General features: G+C 31.8%; 19 protein-coding genes. 9 read left to right on the forward strand and 10 right to left on the reverse strand.

What is annotated here, in order from left to right; translation table 11 throughout:
- Positions 1-361: 361 nt before the first annotated feature.
- The 10 genes from ACRHNM_RS12195 to ACRHNM_RS12240 all read right to left on the reverse strand — a co-directional run bounded on the left by ACRHNM_RS12195 (position 362) and on the right by ACRHNM_RS12240 (position 9,467).
- Entirely contained in the window at positions 362-652 is a 291-nt protein-coding gene (locus ACRHNM_RS12195) for a helix-turn-helix domain-containing protein (protein WP_431136935.1), read from the reverse strand.
- Position 653: 1 nt separating this feature from the next.
- On the reverse strand, positions 654-992 hold the full coding sequence (locus ACRHNM_RS12200; protein WP_431136936.1) for a type II toxin-antitoxin system RelE/ParE family toxin: 339 nt from the start codon (positions 990-992) through the stop codon (positions 654-656).
- 1,022 nt (positions 993-2,014) lie between these two features.
- A complete protein-coding gene (locus ACRHNM_RS12205; protein ID WP_431136937.1) occupies positions 2,015-2,557 on the reverse strand; it encodes a hypothetical protein in 543 nt (180 codons plus the stop codon).
- A gap of 218 nt (positions 2,558-2,775) precedes the next feature.
- Entirely contained in the window at positions 2,776-3,363 is a 588-nt protein-coding gene (locus ACRHNM_RS12210; protein ID WP_431136938.1) for a hypothetical protein, read from the reverse strand.
- An 11-nt stretch (positions 3,364-3,374) separates the two neighbouring features.
- Positions 3,375-3,770 carry a hypothetical protein gene (locus ACRHNM_RS12215; RefSeq protein WP_431136939.1) on the reverse strand — a complete coding sequence of 132 codons (396 nt, stop codon included), beginning with the start codon at positions 3,768-3,770 and terminating at the stop codon, positions 3,375-3,377.
- 3 nt (positions 3,771-3,773) lie between these two features.
- Entirely contained in the window at positions 3,774-4,172 is a 399-nt protein-coding gene (locus ACRHNM_RS12220; RefSeq protein ID WP_431136940.1) for a hypothetical protein, read from the reverse strand.
- Between the two features lie 206 nt (positions 4,173-4,378).
- Entirely contained in the window at positions 4,379-6,304 is a 1,926-nt protein-coding gene (locus ACRHNM_RS12225) for a hypothetical protein (RefSeq protein WP_431136941.1), read from the reverse strand.
- Between the two features lie 422 nt (positions 6,305-6,726).
- Positions 6,727-8,367, reverse strand: coding sequence for a recombinase family protein (locus ACRHNM_RS12230; RefSeq protein ID WP_431136942.1), 1,641 nt, complete (start codon positions 8,365-8,367; stop codon positions 6,727-6,729).
- 6 nt (positions 8,368-8,373) lie between these two features.
- Positions 8,374-8,541: a hypothetical protein gene (locus tag ACRHNM_RS12235; RefSeq protein ID WP_431136944.1), complete on the reverse strand. Its 168-nt coding sequence runs from the start codon at positions 8,539-8,541 to the stop codon at positions 8,374-8,376.
- Between the two features lie 65 nt (positions 8,542-8,606).
- Positions 8,607-9,467: a hypothetical protein gene (locus tag ACRHNM_RS12240; RefSeq protein ID WP_431136945.1), complete on the reverse strand. Its 861-nt coding sequence runs from the start codon at positions 9,465-9,467 to the stop codon at positions 8,607-8,609.
- 78 nt (positions 9,468-9,545) lie between these two features.
- On the opposite strand from ACRHNM_RS12240, the gene ACRHNM_RS12245 reads away from it, so the two are divergent.
- The 9 genes from ACRHNM_RS12245 to ACRHNM_RS12285 all read left to right on the forward strand — a co-directional run bounded on the left by ACRHNM_RS12245 (position 9,546) and on the right by ACRHNM_RS12285 (position 21,966).
- Positions 9,546-9,917 (forward strand): hypothetical protein, encoded by a 372-nt coding sequence (locus ACRHNM_RS12245; RefSeq protein ID WP_431136946.1) that lies wholly within the window; start codon positions 9,546-9,548, stop codon positions 9,915-9,917.
- 437 nt (positions 9,918-10,354) lie between these two features.
- Complete coding sequence (locus ACRHNM_RS12250) at positions 10,355-11,383, forward strand: hypothetical protein (protein ID WP_431136947.1); 1,029 nt, start codon at positions 10,355-10,357, stop codon at positions 11,381-11,383.
- A gap of 85 nt (positions 11,384-11,468) precedes the next feature.
- Complete coding sequence (locus tag ACRHNM_RS12255) at positions 11,469-13,334, forward strand: KAP family P-loop NTPase fold protein (RefSeq protein WP_431136948.1); 1,866 nt, start codon at positions 11,469-11,471, stop codon at positions 13,332-13,334.
- A gap of 3 nt (positions 13,335-13,337) precedes the next feature.
- Positions 13,338-14,084: a hypothetical protein gene (locus ACRHNM_RS12260; protein ID WP_431136949.1), complete on the forward strand. Its 747-nt coding sequence runs from the start codon at positions 13,338-13,340 to the stop codon at positions 14,082-14,084.
- Complete coding sequence (qatC, locus tag ACRHNM_RS12265) at positions 14,074-15,447, forward strand: Qat anti-phage system QueC-like protein QatC (protein WP_431136950.1); 1,374 nt, start codon at positions 14,074-14,076, stop codon at positions 15,445-15,447. The genes ACRHNM_RS12260 and qatC overlap by 11 nt, the downstream gene beginning before the upstream one ends.
- Complete coding sequence (gene qatD, locus ACRHNM_RS12270; protein WP_431136951.1) at positions 15,444-16,172, forward strand: Qat anti-phage system TatD family nuclease QatD; 729 nt, start codon at positions 15,444-15,446, stop codon at positions 16,170-16,172. Before qatC ends, qatD begins: the two co-directional genes overlap by 4 nt.
- A 472-nt stretch (positions 16,173-16,644) precedes the next feature.
- On the forward strand, positions 16,645-18,462 hold the full coding sequence (locus ACRHNM_RS12275) for an ATP-dependent nuclease (protein WP_431136952.1): 1,818 nt from the start codon (positions 16,645-16,647) through the stop codon (positions 18,460-18,462).
- Positions 18,455-20,485, forward strand: coding sequence for a UvrD-helicase domain-containing protein (locus tag ACRHNM_RS12280; protein WP_431136953.1), 2,031 nt, complete (start codon positions 18,455-18,457; stop codon positions 20,483-20,485). The genes ACRHNM_RS12275 and ACRHNM_RS12280 overlap by 8 nt, the downstream gene beginning before the upstream one ends.
- 20 nt (positions 20,486-20,505) lie before the next feature.
- A complete protein-coding gene (locus tag ACRHNM_RS12285; protein WP_431136954.1) occupies positions 20,506-21,966 on the forward strand; it encodes a hypothetical protein in 1,461 nt (486 codons plus the stop codon).
- Positions 21,967-21,983 lie beyond the last annotated feature (17 nt).

Raw genomic sequence — 21,983 nt, forward strand, 5'->3', positions numbered from 1 at the left:
TTAATAATTCCATTGTAGAGACTTTTAATCAGCCTTAATTTTACCTCAAAATCTGTTTTATGTTGACACGGGTATGACACGGATATGATACGGATATGATACGTTTAAGATGTTTAGGAGTTTTTAACTAAATCTATTTCAAAACAATATTCCGTTGAGAGTCCTCTTGATTTGTTGCGTTAAGTTATTGAATAGAGTTGGTTTTCTACGTATTTTTGGTAACGGTTTTGTGTATGATTAGTGACGTGTTTAAGCAACTAATTTAGCAAATAAAAACCGAATAGAAAATCCGCGAGGATTTTCGTAAGTAGGCGAGAACTAGCCATTAATTATACACGTTGTTGCCCACAGTACTTTTCCATTATGCAATTTCAATATTCAGCTGTTTGCCAAGTCCTAATTCAATTAGCTTGTAATAAGTCGAAACCTGAATATCGCTCAATCCACGTTCAATTCGTGAAATGTAGCTTTTTTTCGTTCCAGTTCTTTCTGCAAGTTCCTCTTGAGTTAAGTTCGCTTCTTTACGAGCTTCCTTTAACATAACACCTAATCGAAACGCAAGAGAGTCAGCATCATATTTGTCACGTTTTTCAGTTCCTTTTTTTCCGTATGTTCCTATGAGTATATCCTCAAAATCTGTTACATTTTTCATATCAGTTATTTTTGTCTTTTAGATATTCTTTTTTCAGTTTCTCCGCAAGTTTAATTTCTTTTCTTGGTGTCTTTTGAGTTTTCTTTACAAAGCAATTTGCAAGTACAACTAAATTTCCATCATCAAAAAAGCATAAAATTCGGATGCTTTTAAAGGTCGTAATCACACGCACTTCATAAATTCCGTCTGTGTTTTCGAGATACTTGAAGAACTTTTTTGGAACTTGTCTTTCAAATCGAACCAAGTCCAAAACATATCCTATTTTTTCTCGTACTTTTTCGTCTTGAGCTTTATAAAAGTCAGCGAAATATTCTTTAAATACTATTACTTTCCTTATCACTCGACAAAGTTAACTAATTAGTGTACAGTTTCCAATAAATGTTACAGAATTTTGTCGAGATTTCGATTTTTCACGTATTGTGGGCAACGACTCGCGTTTATGAGGCGTTGCGTTTGTGAAGAAATACAAGCCTTTTTCGGCTTGATGTTTCGAGAACAAGTAAGCAACGTCCAAAAGAATAGCCCTCACTAGCAATGTCTTATAAACGTTGTTAGCTATTGTAACAGACTTAGGCTAAAAACCTTTTTCGACGACAAGTTAATAAGATTGTAGAAATAAAATTAAAACAAATGAAAAAAAATAAATGTTCTTTGAGATAATGATAAAAACAAGGGCACAAAAGCACCCTTGTAATTACTAAAAAAGTAATATGTAAAGTATTCCTAGTTCAAGTAAGTTTACTTTTACCTCTACTTTTTTAAACTTAACATAAATCATCGTGATTACGTTTAGTCGACCACGACCTGGGTCTAAATTAAGTCCTACAGACGATGGTTTTGTTTTATAGTGAGTACATCGTCTGTTAACTATATTCGACTCACTATATTTATTATCTCTTAGAACATTTTTATATAATAAAATAATTGGTTTAGCGCACCAATATATAAAATATTTAGTCAACCTCGTTTTTCAGAGGTTGCTGGGCTATTCTTTTGTTAAACGCGAGTCGTTAGCTACAATTAGCGGAACATTGGAAATTATGACTGTGTCATTGTTTCGTTCTGCGTATCCCGACCTTGACGCTATGACGTTAAGAAATCATAATTTTTTAGCGCAGCGAATCAGAAAAATTTGTATTTTAGTCATAGTGTTGAGGTTGAGGTTATTGTAGCTAACGTGTTGTGTATGGTTAGTTGCGTGTTTAAGCAACTAATTTAACAAATAAAACACAGATAGAATATTCCGCAGGAATATTCGTAAGTAGGCTAGACCTAGCAATTAATTATACACGTTGTTACCACATGTTTTATTCTATAATTTTATTCGTATTTGTGATTCAGTTTAATTTGTTGTTTGAAAATTTATTTGTCAATAAAATGTTTGATTATAAAACCAATTATAAAAGAAACTATTGCTATATACCATCTAAATCGAATATCCCAATTCCCGAGTCTCAAATTTGCTTTTGTAAGATTTCTGATTTGTTCTTCTTTTGCTCTGATTGATTTTTGATATGTAAAATTTTCTTGTTGAAGTTCAAGATTGCTTATTTCCAAATCATTTTTTCTCTTTTCTAGTTTATGTTCAGCTTTTAATTCTGCATATAGGTTTTTAAATCCACCTTGTTTTTGAAAATGTAAGGTTTTCCGATTTGCTCGAGCAAATTCAGCATCTTCCTCAAATTTACATTCACAAACGTCATAATTATCTAATATGCTTAAGTATCTAACAAATTCTTTTGTTGCATTAAAAAGAGGTGTTAAAGTTCCATAACCTTGTTTATCGGTTAACTTAATAAATCCTTTTTTTATTAGAGAATCTGCCGTTACGACAAATCCAGTTTCAAGACATTTGTCAATTATAAAATCTAGAGGCTCAATATCTTCTTTATTAAACTTTGTCATTTTTTAATATGTGGTAACGGTATTGTATATGGCTCGTAGCGTGCAAATTAGAAAATTATTTTCGGATTAAGCACAAGCCAGATTTTTAAATTTTACTATTTATTTTTTTATTGGAAATCGTCAAATTAAAAAATTTGGCGGACTTCGCAAATATGCCTGAACTTCCGATTAAGCAACTGCCCAGCTATGAGCTATATACGTTGTTACCACCAGTTTTTTTATCCGATGTTGTTTGTGTTTTCCTTTACCCATTTTATCATAATTCCCAAAGCCATTTTAAATTGAAAAATTTCGCCTAAATCAAAACTTGGTTCTGGACTTGATAAAGGGTGTTCATAAAAACAAGAAAATATTTTACTCGGCACATTTTCTGGTTCTGAAAGTTGATTAAATTCATTGGCATAGAATCCCAATCGGCTCACAATAAAACCCATCAGTTCGTTTTCAGCTGTCGGAATGTTATATGTTCGAGCTTGGTCTACAATCTTCATTATATATTTTGGATTGTTTATTGGATTGTCAGGATTATTCTTTGAATAATACCACATTGCTATTGTTGAATTGAACAGAATAACCTCAAATTTACCTTCGTCAGTTAAATCTTTATATGCTTGTTTTAATTCTACAATTCCTCCTTTAGCAATCAAAAAAATTCTATCCTCAACTGTAAAATTTCCAAATGGCGTTTCTGTATATTTTGATTTGTTTTCAGTCGGTTCGTAGCTCTGATTGTTCAATGGATTTGAAGGGTCGTTTAAAGCCTCTTTAATTTCTTTTTTTGATTTGAAAATGTCGAATAGTCCCATTTTTTAATTTTTTAGTTAAACATTTGATTTGATTTCCATTCCATATATTCTCCGATTTCATCGAGCATTTTTTGCTGTGGATAGTTATGTGGGTAAGTCCATTTGTGATTATGTTTCCCTAACATTGCCATTTGTCCAATCCATTCAATTTCGGTTTTATTGAAGGTTTCTGTAATAATAAAATTTGTTGCAGTTGTTTGTCCTTCTGCTCGAATATGAATTTGGTCTCGTGTAACTTTTACAACTTTTGCGCTTGGTTCTTGAGTTAGCTTGCCAACAAGAAATTCATATTTTTTAGCCATTCCGCCTTGCATATCAACTTGACGTTTTAGCATTTGGTCTTTATCACGAAAAAAATTATATAGAACAAAGCCAATAATTCCAATTATTAGTAAAATCCAAATCATATCTTAAATATTATCAATTAGTTGTGGTGGAATAGTTTTTTCAATTTTATAGTACGCAGGACCTTTATCTAAAACTTCTTGCACGATTTCAGACATATCAAGTTGTTCTGCCATTATATGTAATTTTCCGACTGTTTGTTGATAGGCATACATTACTGTTATAAATCCTCTTTGAATTGTTGGAACCATAATTTTCGCATCAATAGCTATATTTTCAGCCTCAATTCTATCATCAACTCCTTTTGATGATAAAAATGCGATTGCAAGTAAAGTTTCTCCAAATTCTGAACGACTTGGATTTTGTTGAATTTGTGGATAGACATCTTGAACCATAACATTTATTCCGTTAAAGGATTTTGCTAATCGGTTGAATTCTCTTCCTTTCTTTAAAAAATTGAACATAGGCTTGGTTTTTTTTTAAATTGGTGGTAACGGATTTGTATAAGCATAGTAAGGGGTTTGTATTCTATTATTTTCGTTTTAGAAGCTACTTTTACAAGCACAAAACTACCCGTTAGTTTTAGCTTTAAACCCTTATTATGCTTATACTTTGTTAGCAAATGTTATGATTATTCATTAGCTACATTTCATCTTAAATATCAATAATATTACAAGCCAAACGAAAGAATTTTATTGTCAGATTGTTGTGCCATATAAAGAATATTATTTGAAATTTCAATTCCCCAAACAGGGCTTGAAAGTCCATCAACAATTACAATTGGTGTAGGATTTGTCTCAGTAATATCAATTTTTTGTACAGAATCGTTACCTGAGAAGTATAAGTCATTACCAACTATCAATAAGTCTATTGGATTCACTCCAGTTACAACATCAATAATATTAGGATTCGTTTGTGTAATGTCAATTTTTGATATTTTACTATCTCCGCTTCTGGCAATATACAAATCATTTCCATTTAATGCTATACCTTGCGTGATATTGCCTAAACCAGTAACTACATCAATGGCTGTGGGATTTGTTTGTGTTAAATCAAATTTAACTATTTTACCTTCGTTTCTATATGAAGTATACAAGTCATTTCCATTTCTTACAGCACCAAATGAAAAATTTGTTGTTGCTATATTGTTAAGGTTTGAGATTGTTTGAGTAATGTCAGCACTAGATACGTTACTAGCTTGTGGTACATATAGTTTGTTATCTGATATTTCAATTAGACCCGGAAACGAAACTCCGCTTGTAACAAAGTCTGTCAAAGTAGGATTACTTTGACTAATATCTAACCTATGAATTTTTGCATTATTAATATCTCCAATGTATAAATCATTGCCATCTAAAGCTAATCCTACTGGTGTGCCATTTGGAATAGTTACTAAATCTTGCACTTGACCATTTGAAAATGTATCACTCCAGATTGGAAATTCGTCAGACCAAAATTCCTGTTCATAATCAACAATTGATGAGCTGAAAATATTCATTTGTGCCTTACCAAGAAAAGTTGCTGTAAATTTAAGGCTTGCGTCAAATGTATTTGGTTGAGCAATAAGTTCTCCTTTTAAACCACCTTTGGCTGCTAAAAATATTTTTGCTGCGTTGACACCATAAGGTCGCATTTCGAGTCTTGGCTGAACCCACCCTTCAAGTGATAATTCAACTTGTGCTGTAAGGCTCCCATCTAATACATTACTTTGATTATTAATATTTTGCCATCCAGAATTTTGATTATATTCTATACCTAATTCTGTAGTATATGTATTTGATGCTTCAGCTATTATTTGAGCTCTAACTTCTCCATCTATACCCGAAACAAAAACTACACGCCTTGTTAAAACTAGCGGAAAAGAACCAATCCATATAGTTGTTGGGCTTAAAGTGACAGTTTTTAAAACATAAGTTTTGTTTATGCCTAAATGTTCAATAGAATAATCATATTCAACTTTTAAAGATGTTGTGTTGCTAAAAACTAACTTGAAAAGAAAATGGTCAACTTCTTGATTTATAATATCTATATCAAATTCAAAAGAGGGATTAAAATCAATATCTCCCTCAAATTTTATTCTGTCATCTACGGTTGATGAGTCACCATCTAAATCAAAGGTTCTATTTATTTCAAAACTAAACTCTGAATTTACAAAGTTGCTATTTCTGTTCAATTCCTCTCCAGATGTGTCAACAGATACAACATCATTAGGGTCAATAGTTTCATTAAAAGAAACTGAACCATTTTTTATAGCATCAGTTATTTTTGCATCTGTAGCTGTAATTTTAACTTGATTGTTTGTATTATCAATACTTGTTACTCTCTTTAAAAAACCGTTCGGTGCGTTATCACTTATTCCAGACACAATAATATCATTAACTTCAATTTGATTTATAACACTATCTTGATTGTTAAAAATTATTTCATTTTCATCCATTGAAATAATATTAGAAGAATTTTCGTCATTCAAAACTATCGTTTCGGGTGTTAATTCTAAATCATTTTGATTGTTTTCATTTGTATTATCATCACTTTCACAGTTAATTATTAATACAGATAATAGAAATAAGATAAGGTAAAGATTGATTTTTTTCATTGTATTTGGTTTTAATATTTGCTAACTGGTTATATCCAAACAAATATATCGTTTTTTGAGTATTATGTTCCGGATATGACAAGTTTTTGCTTTTGTTTATCAGTGCTCATATATTGATTTACAGCAATATCTAAAGGGCTTTTATCCTAAAAAAATCCTTTTTTGCACACTATTGGAAAAATTAAAAAGGAAATGTTTTTTTATTTATATATGAGTATGGATATCTAAAAAAAAGTAGAAAATAGTATGGATAAATTAATTCTTATAAAAATGGCAAGATTATATGTGGAAAAATTTACCTTTGGGCTAATATATTGTTTAATCATGTAGACAAAACTAAGAACACGGTTTTGAACACGGTTTCATATAAGTATCAGCTCAAACACCCTATGTTTGTGTTGTAAAAGCGGTCAAGGTCGGGCTCATAACCCGAAGGTCACTGGTTCGAGTCCAGTTCCCGCTACTAAATGAGACTCAAACAGTTTTTCTGTTTGGGTCTTTTCTTTTTTAGGGTCGTAATGTTTTAAAAATGAATTAGTTAATTCAAACAGAATGTTCAATTTACTGGTTCGACATTCCTTATTTTTCATGGAAAAACGGAATCCTTCAGGAAATAAGATGTTTTGGAAAAGCCTTTTGTTGTGGTAATCCAGTGATTCGTAGAAGTGACGCGGGTTATCAGCTATTTTAAAGAAATAATTCATTACCTTTTTGTGGTTCGATATTTTTGATGGAAGATTCAGTAGTAGTTGTTTTTTCTTTTCAATCCGCTCTTTAAGCTTTGATCCATGTTTTTCAAAAATGTCTTTCGAAATTTCATCTGTAGCATATCTAAATTCTATTTTGTCAAATTGTTCTTGAAGCTTGTTGATCTCAGAGTTAAGCTGCCGCTTTTCATCTGCACTTGTTGATATTTCATTCTCAATAATTTTCTCAAGTTGCTTTGAGAACAAACCTTGAAAAGCTTTAGATAACTTTAGAGATTCTAGTATATCAGAAAATTGCTGATGTATACCTTCCGAAAGGGATTTAGTTCTTGTATTAGCATTAACTGTTTTGTTACAGGATGAACATTTGTAATACAAAATTTGCTTTCTTTTGTTCTTATAAGAGGTCATATTGGTGTTGCAGTCGTCACAAATCAAAAACTTTGGTACTAATGGAGTTTCTAATTTCCCGTTGATTTTGGGTATGCCAATCTGAACAGAGTTTTTAAGCTTTTGTTGTAATAAAACAAACTCCTTTTTAGTAATAATTGGCTTCCAATGTCCTTTGATATCAGTATCAGGAACTAAACTATTATTAAAGTAGCCAGCATAAAACAGATTAGACCACATTTTGTTGAGGCTTTGTTTAGGAATATATAGTCCTTCCAACTTTAAATAATCTTGAATTTCCTTGTCACCATAATTTTTATAGAGTTTTAACCTAAATGCTTCTTTAATTAGTTTTCCGTCCGAATTAAGCTTTATCTCTTGTTTTGCCTGTACTTTTAATGGATCAGATACTCTGGGACCAAAGTGATCATAACCTCTTGGTGCTCTGCCTAAGAAAGTTCCTTTTTCCAGAACATTAATCATTCCTGGGATGATCACATCTTGTCTGTTAAAATTTTCTTTTTGAGCGTAAAGCAGTTGAGTTGAAAATTCATTTTCATTTCGTTCGGTAAATGTATTGTGTCGAGTGCTAACGGAGTACAAATACACATTATACTTTCGTCTTAAACTCACAAAAAGTTCAATATGCTCAGAGCCAGCACGACCAAACCTGCTTGGTGACCAAATCAAAATTATTTTCGGTCTTTGCCCTTTCGAAGTGGTTTTAATTGCATTTAAAAGTTCATTTAAGGTTTTTTGTGTATTGATTCTTCTAGAGCTTTCGTATTCAGCATCAAACTCTCTAGTGATTATTAAACTGTTATCATGAGCGCAAGCTTTGAGTCGTTTAACTTGAGTTTCGATACTTCCATTTTTTAAAAATTGCTCTTTTGAAGATACTCTTGTATAGGACCATACAATGGCTCCTTTAAAATCTGAAATAGTAATTTGTTTATTTCTACTCATAGAGGTTTATTTTACCGAATCATAGATGAGTTTAGTAATTTGATATAAACTCAAAGCCAATTCGTTTTTTTGTTCTTCATTTAATTCATTGAACTTTACTGACAGGTGCTCTTCAAGTTCAGTATTATCTAATAATTGTTGTCTTTGTAATTCCTGTAGCGATTTTCGGCCCATAACGAGATAGGATTAAATCGGGCTGTATATTCAGGAACCGAATATGTTCTACTTTGATATTCATTTTATTTAGTAATTAAAGTTAACTTATAGTTGTCTTGACTTCTTGGGTCAATTAAAAGCTTACTTCCTTTTGGTATTTTATTCTTTATAAAGAAATCTGACAGCTCTTCTTGCCTAACATGTTTTTCTGTTATCGTCCTGGGCTTTATCCGTCCATTATCAAATGCGATTTCAACCACTTTAGGTTTTTTGAACAATACAATTTCTCTTATTTGATTTTCTATACTGCTGAGATATTTCAAGTTCTTGTTTTTGATGTTTAGATCTATACTTATAATTTTTGATAATTTGTCCAATATCGGAATTGAAATTATCGGATATTTAAATGTCAGACTACTTAGTTTTAAAAATTGATCGTTATTATTACTTAGAAAAACATGTTCATCTGTAAGAGGACTGTATATGATGTAATGTGGTTGGCTAATGTAGGCTATACACGACTTAAGCATATCTGTAAAATGATTCATCTCTTCCCTCAAGGTGTCCATAACCATTTCGTCTGATAGTAGGCTTTTAAGATTCATTTTTCCAATTTCTGAAAGACCAGACTTTTTTGAATTAATGTTCTTCAGTATTACCTGATCTGCATATTTGTTTTCTTTTGGGACATCCCAAACTTTATATGATAGTATCTTTAACTTTTCAGTGCTGACACCAATGTCATTGAGTTCCTTAATAATCATTATCCAAATAGCTTCTGGAATATTCATACGTCCATGTTTTTGATGTGTCTCAAAGAAATAGGGGATTACCTTGTTATCTCTCCAATAGGAAACCTGTCTTGATTTTAGCCCTAAATCTTTAGGGAGTATATATTTTTCGTAGAAAGATTCTCCGAATTTTATATGGAATTGGTCAGTCATAATTATTAAATTTACACAAATGTAAATATTAAATATTAAAAATAACTATATTTGTAAATATTATTTAAATGAATTACTATGAAAAATAAAATTGAAAAGCGGATTTGTCCATACTGTGGGGTTGAGTTTATACCCAAACGATCAAATCAAATATTTACCAATAGTACTTGTAGGACTACCTATAATAACAACAGAAATAACACTAAGCGAAAAGATCTTGCCAAACTTTTTAAGCCGATAGTGGAGCAATATGAGGTTTTATTGAAATTATTGAGCGGCAGAAAAGAAGTCCAAGTTCATAAAGAACATCTTAGGGGTGCCGGTTTTAATTTTTCTCTATTCACCCATGCACATTATAATGAGATTATAAAGAAGAACTGTTATGCACTACATACAGTTCACTATTATAAAGTTGATCAAGATTATTATAAAATTTGTACAAATGATTGATACTGATCTATATGATATTGAAATTTTATCTTCGCAAGATTTAAATATGGTTGAACTTTCCAATGTGAGGCAATTGAAGCAAGAAAGTAATTACTTGAAGTATGGCTTATTAATAACTGGAATTTCATTAATTGGATTTTTGTCCTATTATGTCTATGAAAATAATAGGCGAATAAGATCAATCAAGAATAGTGTCCATTAATTCACCTTTAGAATCATGTAAGTCAGATAGTTTAAAATTATAAAGGGGCCTTCATAAATGGAATCTAAAAAAAAGGGAGCTACCTTTGGTTTGGTGGATACGAAAAAGGGAATTAGGTATTTATTACAGGAAAAACAAAAGAACTGAAATATGTGACTAAAGAAATTGGAACTTAATATTCGGAAATAAGATTGATGGCAGGAACTTTTAGGTAGTAGTTAATATTCAAAAAATTATGGATAAAAAAATCATTGTGTTTTACTCTTGGCAATCTGATTTGCCTAAAGAAACAAACTTAAATGGAATAAGACAGTCGTTACGAATATCAGCAAATGAGGTTGAAAATTCAATTAAGGATATTTCTGTGAAACTTGACGAAGCGACTAGAGATAAAGCTGGAAGCCCAAATATACCTTTCACGATATTTGAGAAAATTTCAAAAGCAGATATTTTTATTTGTGATTTAACGACAATCAATTCAAGTGACACAAAAAACAGAAAAGTTTCCAACCCTAACGTTTTAATTGAACTTGGATATGCTGTTGCGGAATTAGGATGGGAACGGATTATTTTGCTGTTTAATAAAGCTTTTGGCACTTTTCCGCAAGACCTTCCTTTTGATATTGATCGCCATAGAACAACACCATTTTGTATAATAGATAAGAATGATAAATCTGGAAAAGCTCAACTTTCTCAGATATTAAAAGGTGCGTTAGCAACGATTATCGAACAAAAACCTCTAAAAAAGATTGATGCTAAAAAAATATCACCCGAAGTAAAGAAGCGAAACATTGACATAGCAAATCTGAAATGGTGTTTAAAGTATGTGCATATTCCAACTATGGATTATTTTTTAGAAGAAATGCCTTCACGAATAATTAAGCATATATTTCACTATCAACAAGGTTTTAGAGAAGTTGTTGAGAGTAGTTCTTTCCATATATATAATAAAGAATTGATGTCATTAATAACTGAATTGAATAAAAACTGGTCAATTAGCCTAGCTTATGGTCATCAGTATGATCCTGATAGATTTGGCAATTATTATAAGTATTATGCCCCTTCGGATATTTTTCCTAATGATAAATCTCAACAAGAGTATAATTATCTTTTAAAGATTAGGGAAAAATTAATTGAGGTATTCAAATCTTTTTTGCTCTATATAAGAACAGAATACTTGGAGATAGATTTGGACACTACCAGTAAAATTGCTTTTGAGATTTATCAGAAAGAAATTACTGATGATAACAGAGATTCGGAATAAGAAAATATTGAAGATAAGTAGCTTTTTTTCTTAAAACTTTTAACATTCTGATTATATTGTGAAAAAATAAAACAATTAATCATTTATGTGGTCAGATAATGAAACAACTGAAGACCTCTTAGGATTTAAGGTTCACGCAGATTTAATTTCTGAAGTAATCAATGATGCCGAGTTATTACCCATAACTATGGGTGTTTTTGGGGATTGGGGAAGTGGTAAGTCAAGCATACTAAAAATTTTGAGTGACCAATTAAGACAGGAGAAAGATGGCACATTCGTGCTGTATTTCAATGGCTGGCTTTTCGAAGGGTATGATGATGCCAAGGCCGCTCTATTAGAATCAATAATCAAAGAATTTGAAGAAAACAAAAGATTTGGTCCCGAAATAAAACAGAAAGCTAAAAAGCTGATAAATTCAGTTAATTGGATGCGGATTTTAGGCCTAGGCTTTAAAAATATTGCATTACCTGTTGCCGAAGCTTATTTAACAGGTGGAGTTTCCATTTTACCTTTTTTAGCAGGAAAACTGTCCAAAATAGAGAGCTCTGATATAGTTAAAAAGCTAAAAGGCGATGAAGCAGAGGATTTTTTGAAGTCTTTGGTTAAAGACGTGCCAGAAGAAGATCCTTCTATGTTGGTTAGAGAATTTCGTGAAAATTTTAAGGAATTAATAGAAGAATCCAAAATAAGTAAACTTGTAATTATAATCGATGATTTAGACCGTTGTCAACCAGACAGAATTATAGAGAATCTTGAAGCAATTAAACTCTTTCTCAATGTAGATAATACTGCATTTATTATAGGGGCAGACCCCAGAATAGTGAGAGATGCTATTTCACATAGATTTAAAGTAAGAGATGTTGAGCAAGGAACAGGAAATAGAATTGTCAATGATTATTTAGAAAAACTAATTCAAGTTCCTTACAACCTTCCAAAGTTGTCGGATTCTGAGGTGGAAACCTATATATCGCTGCTAATTTGTAAACGTGAATTAACTAAGGAAGTTTTCCAAAAAGTGTTAAAAGCATTTTACGTTTTTCGAGAAACCGATAGATATAGCGTTTTTGGACTTACTAATATTAAGGACGAAATTGGGGTGGACGACTATGAAAACTTATCTAAAAGTTTAGGTTCGCTTCCAGCCTTGTCATCCATCATTACGCAGAGCCTGTATGGAAATCCAAGACAAATAAAGCGATTTTTAAATACGTTTATTTTAAGAAATAGACTTGCAAAAGTTGCAAACATATCAGGTTTTGATGAATCTGTTTTAGCAAAATTGATGATTCTTGAATACACAGAACTGCCATTATTCTTAAAGCTTTACGAATGGCAATCAACAAAAGATGGAAGGCCTGATCAAATATTGGAACTGGAAGCCAAATGTTCCGAATCATCTGAAAATGATTTTAGGGAATTCCTAACCAATAACGATTATAGTAATTGGAATAAGGATAAGGTAATAAAATGGTTTAAAGTAGAACCTACCTTATCAGAAATAGACCTACGCGATTATTTCTGGATATCAAGAGATAATATCTCATCTACCATTGCTGGAGCAAGTCTTATTCCGCCAATCATTAAATCCACATACAATAAATTAAATCAAGAAGGACTTCCTACTAAAGCAGCTAAAGCCATCATACAAAAGGATGTCAAGCTTCTAAATGAATCAGAATTAAATCAGTTTCTTGAGTTTGCTGCTACTATGGCGCAGAGAAATCAAGAAAGTACTATATCGTACAAACTTTTTCAATTTATGATAGAAGAAGGGATAAGTGGTTCTGAGGAATCATATAAATACTTGCTCAATCTGGTTGATTTGGAAAAAATACCGCCTGCAGTTGGTGTTGATTTAAGAGGTCTGAAAGATAATCCGGTACTTGGGAATTTTCTTAACGAGCTGTTTTCAAAGTCTAAATCAAAAGCTGCAAAGGCATTCAATAAATAATATATGGGTACTTCAAAATCATATTCAGCTTCGGTAAAAGGGCAACCGCAATGGGGAGACCTGAGTAGAGAGGTTACGACAAATTGCACTACAGCAAAAATACCAAATGATAATTTAAGAAAGATAGCAGGGAAGTTTGTCAGAGTAGTGGGTGGTTCTAAAAGAGCAGGAAGGGGAAATTCTCGTATAGCTGGTAGAAGTGGTATTAGAAATGCAAAAAATATTGGAAGGTTTTTAGGTAGTTTTTCCTCTAATGGCGGAAATCTATCGCAAGCATTAAATTCAATTGGTCTTACAGATTTAACGACCAAATCTGCCGAAGATATTATAAACCACCTAATAGAATATTGTAGTGGTCCCGCATCCACTATTGACGATAGTGCAGCCAAAGAAGCCACGAGAAAGTTGTTGGAAGAACTAGCTGAAGGAGCAGAAACTATTGATGATTTGGAAGCCTCTTTGAAATCTACACTTGACAACGAATCTTTAGAAGAGGTTGTTATTTCTTACTTCGGCTATTATATATTAGAACACCTGTCAATAATGTTCTATGAAAAGCTAGTGGAAGATAAAGGAAAAACGGAGTGTTCAAGCCTCTTTAAACAGATTAAAGACTTTATAAATTCCAGCCTGGTAGAAATGAACAAAACCAATCCTCTTGACAAGATCAATTGGGGTGGAGATGATGGAGATAAGGTTATCAAGAATATTCAAGAAGATGTTTTAAAAGTATTTGAAGATGAGAATTAACGTAGAACTAAATCCTGCAAAAAGTGGGCAATTCTCTGAAGTATTTTTATGTCGAGAAGTTAATGGAGAACAGAAAAAAGTAAAATTAAATATAGCACATTTCCATAGCTTATATGATTTTGCAAAGGAGACATCATCTTTAGGTTTTGACTTTTTCTTGATTGCAGCAATCGTTTATGGTACTGATGATTTGTTAGCTCGTGAGTTCTATTCGTACAATGGATGGACTAGAGAGATTGATATTGAATTTCCCGTCAATAACATTGATGATTGGCAACCTGCGATTTCTTCACTAAAAGAAACACTTGATTTTCTAACAGGAGATGTTTGGAATATAACTTTTAGAAAGTTAGAGGTAGCTACTCTTTATTTACCTAAAAAAAGGCGTTGGAAAAGTAAAATACCTAAATATAATTATTCCCATATTGAATTCGTAAGTCTATTTTCTGGTGGTCTTGATTCATTGATAGGCACCATTAATGAGTTAAATAATTTGCAAGATGACAAAGTAGGTTTGCTAGTATCTCATTTTGATCCTGCCTACAATGGTCCTAAAAATGACCAAAATCTAATACTTAAAGAATTTCAACAAAGCTTTGTAAATAAGTATAAACATATTAGAGCCACCGTTGGCCTTTCTCAACGATATAGCGATGGCAATAAAATAATCAGAGACGGTAATCAAAGAAGTAGGTCTATACTGTTTATCGGGATTGCTGCTTATTTATTAAATAAAGTACCGTCTCTAGATACAATATTAATTCCTGAAAACGGAACTATATCCCTAAACCATCCTTTAACAAAATCTCGAAGTAGTTCTTTGAGTACTAGAACTACACACCCTTATTTTTTAAAAAAGTTGCAAGAATCTGCGCGCCTTGCAAATCTTAACATTAAATTGAGTAATCCATTCAATACTGACACCAAGGGAAAGATGGTGGTTGAGTGTAATAGTGAAGATGTACTTCAAAGAACTTATCCCCTTTCCGTTTCCTGTGGCAAAAGAGGTCATAAGAGATATTGGCAGAATCGTTATGCCAAACAATGTGGTATCTGTATGCCCTGTATATACAGAAGAGCAGCCTTGCATAAAAAAGGATGGGATAATGATGTTTATGGAAATGATTTTCTAACAATAAAAAATATTGAAGAGGCTAAACCCGATGTGCGTGCTTTGTTTGATTATCTGGGTACACCAATGAGTCTTGTCGATATCAAACGAAATCTTTTGGTAAATGGTAGTATTGAAATCTCGGATCTTAATGCTTATGCAGAATTAGTGCACAATTCTAGGGCTGAAATTTTGAATTGGATTCGGGATAAAGGCAATCAAGAGTTGAAGGAAATACTGAAAATTCAATGATTGACACGCATTGCCATATTGATTTATATCCCAATCCTGAAAGACTACTCAGAGAATTGGATTTACAAGGTATTACAGTTATATCAATGACTAATCTTCCAAGTCATTTCAAGATGGGACTACCATATTTCAAGTCTTTGAAAAAGATTAGATTGGCTTTGGGTATGCACCCACTTTATGCAGAAAATCACTTTAGAGAGTTTCCTGATTTTTTAGAATTAATTGACAATACGAGCTACATAGGCGAAGTAGGTCTAGACTTTTCAAGAGAAGGTATTTCAACAAAGGATATTCAGATAGAAAGTTTCCGAATGATATTGAAAAGCCTAGAAGGGAGAAAAAAAATTTTCAGCATTCATTCAAGAAAAGCTGAGCGAGAAGTGCTTTCCAACCTAATTGAGTTTAAAGTACAAGCGGCAATATTTCATTGGTATTCCGGTCCAATCAATCTAATTAATGAAATTGCAAACGCTGGCTTTTATTTCTCAATTAATACTGCAATGCTGAAAAGTGTCTCAGGTCAATCCAAGGTCTCAAAAATTCCCAAAAATAAAATTCTAACAGAAACTGATGGCCCCTTTATAGAATATAATGGTAAACCCGCCAAACCTAGTGATGTTAAAGAAATAATTATTCAGTTATCGAAAGTATGGGATTGTACTTATTCCGAAGCCAACAAGACAGTTTCTAATAACTATAGGACTTTATTGGGCTGTTTGAAATAAGTACGACTAAAACGATCCAATACCTTTTATTGCTGTTAAGCGTTAACTTTTATTCTGTTTTTTTATTTTACAAGCCAAATATCCGGTTGCAGTACAATTTTAACGTCTATTTTAAGACAAAGTAGATTGGAATTGGAACCAACATGCTTTCACTCGATGTGTGTTTTAAAACTTATTCTTACGAATGTCCTTCTAAAAAGCTAATCGAATACTGTTGTTTTAAGTGTTAATAGAACAAAATATAATAATATTGAATGATTTTAAAATAAATAACAAATAGTTTTTTTAATCTCTTACTTGTTGAAAATCATTATATTTAGACTATTCCAATAATCAATCTTTAAGCATAACATAATGCAGATTGAAACTTTATTTAAAATATGAATAAATATTTTAAGAGTGTTTTCAAAATCAAGATTTCAAATTGGGGGGATCAATATTATTTGTATACTCGAGTAAGAAATACTTTACTATGTATTTGAAAAATATAAAACTTTGGAATTTTAGAAAATACGGAAGTTTAGACTCTATAAGCTTAGATAGGCCACATCTTGATTTGAATTTCTCTAAAGGTGTAAATGTTCTAGTTGGTAAAAATGATTCTGGAAAAAGTGCAATAATAGACGCTATAAAAATTGTACTTAAAACTCATAGCTACGAATGGTTTAAGGTTCAAGATGATGACTTTTACAACTCAACTGAGCACCTAAGAATTGAGCTTCGCTTTGAAAATTTAAATGCAGCAGAAGCAAAGAACTTTACAGAATGGCTTGGTTGGGAAAAAGATAAAGACGGAAATGTAAGTTGCTATTTACGATTAATCTTGGATGTTAGACGAAGTATTCCCAATAATAAGATTATACCTTCTGATGTTAAGGCTGGCGTTGACCCAATAGGTTATCAACTAAACGCAGAAGCTAGAGATTTTTTGAAAACCACTTATTTAAGACCATTAAGAGATGCCCAATCGGAATTAGTACCACGTAAAAATTCAAGATTATCACAGATTCTACAAGGTCACGAAGCCTTTAAAGGAAAAGATATAGACCATCTCTTAGTAGGCTTTTTTAAAGACTTTAATAATTCTGTAGAAAAGTACTTCCTAGGAAAGAACAATAAAGATGAAGACCTCCCAAATGAAGAGCTAAAAGGAAAGGAACTTAAATGTGAAATCGATAATTATATAAAATCCTTTTATGACGAATCTAAAGAATCTGCATTTGGTGTTAAAGGCGATAGATTAAAAAATATTTTAGAAAAACTCGAACTATCAATAAAAGATGAAGTTAACCCAGGACTTGGAACGTTAAACCGTTTATTTATGGCTTCTGAACTTCTACATCTTCAAAAAAAAGATTGGACAGGAATAAGATTAGGATTAATAGAAGAGTTAGAAGCACATTTGCACCCTCAAGCACAGATGCAAATAATTGAAGCTCTACAGAAGCAGAAAGACATACAACTCATTCTTTCTACCCATAGTCCTAACTTAGGTTCTAAAATTAAATTGGAAAATTTGATTTTATGCTCAGAGGACTATGCTTTTCCAATGGGGCCACAATACACTAAATTAGAAGCTACGGAGTATACATTTTTAGAACGATTTTTAGATGTTACTAAAGCTAATTTGTTTTTCGCTAACGGCATAATATTAGTTGAAGGATGGTCTGAAGAAATCTTATTACCTGCCATTGTACAACGTTTAAAAGAACAAGGAATTGTTAAAAAGAACTTAACCGAGGCAGGAGTTTCAATCGTTAATGTTGGAAATACTGCGTTTCAACAATATTCAAGAATATATTTAAGGCAAAACGAATCTCATTTAATCAATACACCTGTTTCTATAATTACAGATGTCGATGTACAAGCTTATAGTGAACAATTGATTCTGAATGAGCAAAACAAACCTATCAAACAATACGTAAAAGAAGATGAAAATGCTGTAAAAACTGCTTCATTGGAAAAGAAAGCCAAAATAATTGAAAAATTCACATTTCAAAATGTAAAGACATTTGTCGCTGAAGATTGGACATTAGAATATGCATTATTCAAATCCCCAACACTTTCAAAACTATTCCAAGAAGCTTTCGTAAAAATTCATCCGCAAATTGATGTCGATAATATCGAAACGGAATTAGGGAAAAAATTAATAAATAAAGGTTTAAAAAAAACAGCTATTGCTTATGAGTTAGCAGCCGCTATTGAGAGACATACAATACTTGCTATTCCCGAAGATGAAACAGGAATCCAATATTTAATTAATGCTATAAAACACGTTTGTAATGATTGAGATTACTGACGAAGACATAAATTATGCAGAAGAGATTCTATTAAAGCCTGGTCAAAGTTTTGATGAAGAAAGAAGGTGCTTCATTCGTAATTTAAGTACTATTGATTTACAAGCAGTGCCAGGTAGTGGAAAAACAACAGCACTACTAGCCAAACTTCTCATTATTGAAAAAAGACTTCCCTTACCAGAAAACCGAGGTGTTTTAGTTTTATCACATACAAATGCAGCAATTAATGAGATTATGGAACGAATTGGACATCATTGTCCTAAACTTTTTTCTTATCCAAATTTTGTAGGTACCATTCAAAGTTTTGTAGATAATTTTTTAGCAATTCCTGCTTATGTCAATAAGTTTAAGCGAAAACCTGTTCGTATAGACAATGAAATCTACTCAGAAGCTATTGAAAAATACTTTACATACGGAAAAACAGGATTTAGCAAACAAGAGAAAAATAATGCTCTTTACTATAATTCTAATTTTAATGTGCTACACAATTTTCGTTTTTCTTTTTATGATGGTGTTTTTACATTAAAAAAATCAATTAATGGGGATGCTCTTGAGGTAAAAACACCGAATAAAAGACGAATACCTTTCACTATCGAAGAACTGGAAAGAATTAGTGAATGGTTATGGATTACAAAAATGAATGTGATGGAAGCTGGAATCCTTCATTTTGATGACGCCTATGCTTTAGCTGATGTTATACTAGACGATATCAAAGGATACAAAGAACTGATACAAAAAAGGTTTCAGTTTGTGTTTGTTGACGAAATGCAAGATATGGAGCAGCATCAACTTCAGCTCTTGGAAACCTTATTCGCAATGGGTTATTCTAATTCTATATTCCAGCGTTTAGGTGATGTAAATCAAAGTATATTTTCTAACAGTATCAGTACTATAGATATATGGAAACAACGAAAGGATAAACTATTTATTAATGGTAGCCATAGATTGAGTAAACCCATTGCGAATATCGTGTCAAAACTATCAATTACGCCTTCAGAACTTGAAGGGAGAGGAACAAATAGTAATGGCACTGAAATTACTCTAAAGCCACTTTTAATAATTTATAATTGTGAACTAGTAACAGAAGTTATTCCCACATTTTCAACAAAATTAAATGAGTATTTAAAAAGTGGTTTAGTTCCCGAAAACAAGCCCAATGCATTTCACGCTATTGGATGGCGTAAAAATCACGACCACGACGATAAAATTTGTCTCTCTGATTATCACACTTTCCTAAAAGGAACACCTGATAAAGGTAAAATTGATTTTGAAACCCTAGAAGATTATTTTCATACGCATTCAAATGAAGATTACACTTTAGCTGCCAGACGCAAATCAATATTAAATGCATTAGTTAAAATACTACGTATGGAAGGTGCTAAAGACGAGTTTGCAAGAAGCTATACTATTACTCGTATGGTTAGATATATTAAAATATCTAAACCTAATGAATATCCTATTTTTAAACTTCATCTATACAATTGGTCCATCAAGCTAATCGATAAAGATATAAAATCAATAAAGAGTGAAATTCAAAAATACATACCGGATTTTTTGATTTTTTTTGATTGTGAATTAAGATATTCAGTAGAGTTCCTAAACAATCCAGCAGTTTATACACCTGTTAAGGAAGAGGAAGTGGAAGCAGTAAATTATTATGATAAAGATGGGTTCAGAATCAATGTAGGCACAGTTCATTCAGTAAAAGGACAAACACATACTGCAACTCTGTATTTAGAAACATTCTTTAGTACAGGATATGGAAGCTATGAATCTCAAAGGCTAAGGAACCAGTTTATTGGAACGCATATAACAGAAACGATTAAAAATCATAGAGGAGCTGGTTTAGAAAAGATAATGCAATCTGCAAAAATGGCTTATGTAGGATTTTCGAGGCCAACACATCTATTAGCATTTGCTGTTGAGGAAAGCCGTTTTGAATCCTATCTTAAAGATTTGGATAAAAAAGAGTGGGATATAATCGAATTAAAAAATACAGTGGTGCCAGATAGTTAGTATTATATAAATAGCGTGGTGTGACAAAATTAGAAAAGTATATAAAGAAAAAGGGAGGTGTTTTATCAGGTGATTTAGCTCGCTATATAGCAAAAAATCAAGGTATCTCAAACGCCGCCGCTCGTAAACGTATTCAAAGATTAGGTAGCCCTATTCATAAAATTACAGGCCTTTTTTCAGATAAAAAATCCTTTATTTATCACGCAGATAATTATCAAAAATCAGAATATTTCGATGACTTAGTTGATGCTTTTAAATCTGATGGTAAAAGGTGTTATGCCATAATTAATGCTATCAAATATCATCACGGATTGATTCCTGCCGAGGAATTACCAAACTATTCCATAAGTCCAGTTAAGCTAGTATCTGGACATATGAAGTTCTCTTCATTAATAGAAAAGCTCAAAAAACATAATTTAATAAGAGAAACAAGAGAAGGAGAATATGGTTTAAACATATCAATTGCTGAACAGGCTGCTCCCAATTTTAGACATATAAAAGGGATTGAACTATCAAAAAAACTGATACTTCAACATTTTGAAACTTGGAGCAAAAACATAGGGCTTGTTTCTTTTAAAAAAGGAAAAAACAACCACATCGTAGGAGGTTTTCAATTTGCATTCACTGCACCCACCTATATTGATGGCTTGATAGGTTATAGTAATAAACGAAAGAAACCTGGATTTTTAGTTGCCGATATTTTAATAGGTAATATTACTAATGAAGATGCCATTAGTTTTTTTATCAAAAAATTAGCTGCAATTAAAGCATCTAACCCAACACTCAAGTTATTTCCCGTTCTTTTGGTTGACGGCATAGGTATTAAAGCTCTAAATCAGTTAAAAAGCAATGGTATTCTAGTAGCATCCATTAAAGAGCTATATGGTAAAGATTACAGTGATTTAATAAAAAATCTAATAAACACAGTAACAAATGCTGGTGCAATATTAAAAACCGAACCAGAAAAATACCTCTCACTAATGAGTAAGCTCACAAAGCTTATCGATGGTAAAACGAATAATTTGAGAGGTGATTTATTTGAACTTGCTGTTGGTTTTTACTTTAGCAAATATTCCCAATCTATTAATATTGGAAAGAGAGTACCCGTTTTAGATAGTATTAGAAGTAGAGAGATAGATGTTCTAGCCATTACAGAAAATGAAGTATGCTCAGTAGAATGTAAAGGCTACAATTACCCAGTAGATATAGACTATATAGAGGAGTATTTATCTGAAAAAGTAAAAGAAATTAGAGGTTGGGTATCCAGTAGATATCCAGAGAGGAGACAGCGTTTTGAAATATGGAGTACAGGAGGTTTTACAAAAGAGGCACTTAAACTACTAAAAGAAACAAAATCAAAAGTAAAAAAATTCGACTTTGACTATCTGAGTCAAAAAGAAATTAAAGAAAGAGCTAATCGTTTAAATTCAGAAAAGTTTAAAAAAATATTGAGAGACTATTATATAAAAGAAATTGTATAAATATTCTAGAAATAGAA

The organism is Psychroserpens mesophilus, assembly GCF_050617655.1.
In the GTDB taxonomy this organism is placed as follows: Bacteria; Bacteroidota; Bacteroidia; order Flavobacteriales; family Flavobacteriaceae; genus Psychroserpens; species Psychroserpens mesophilus_A.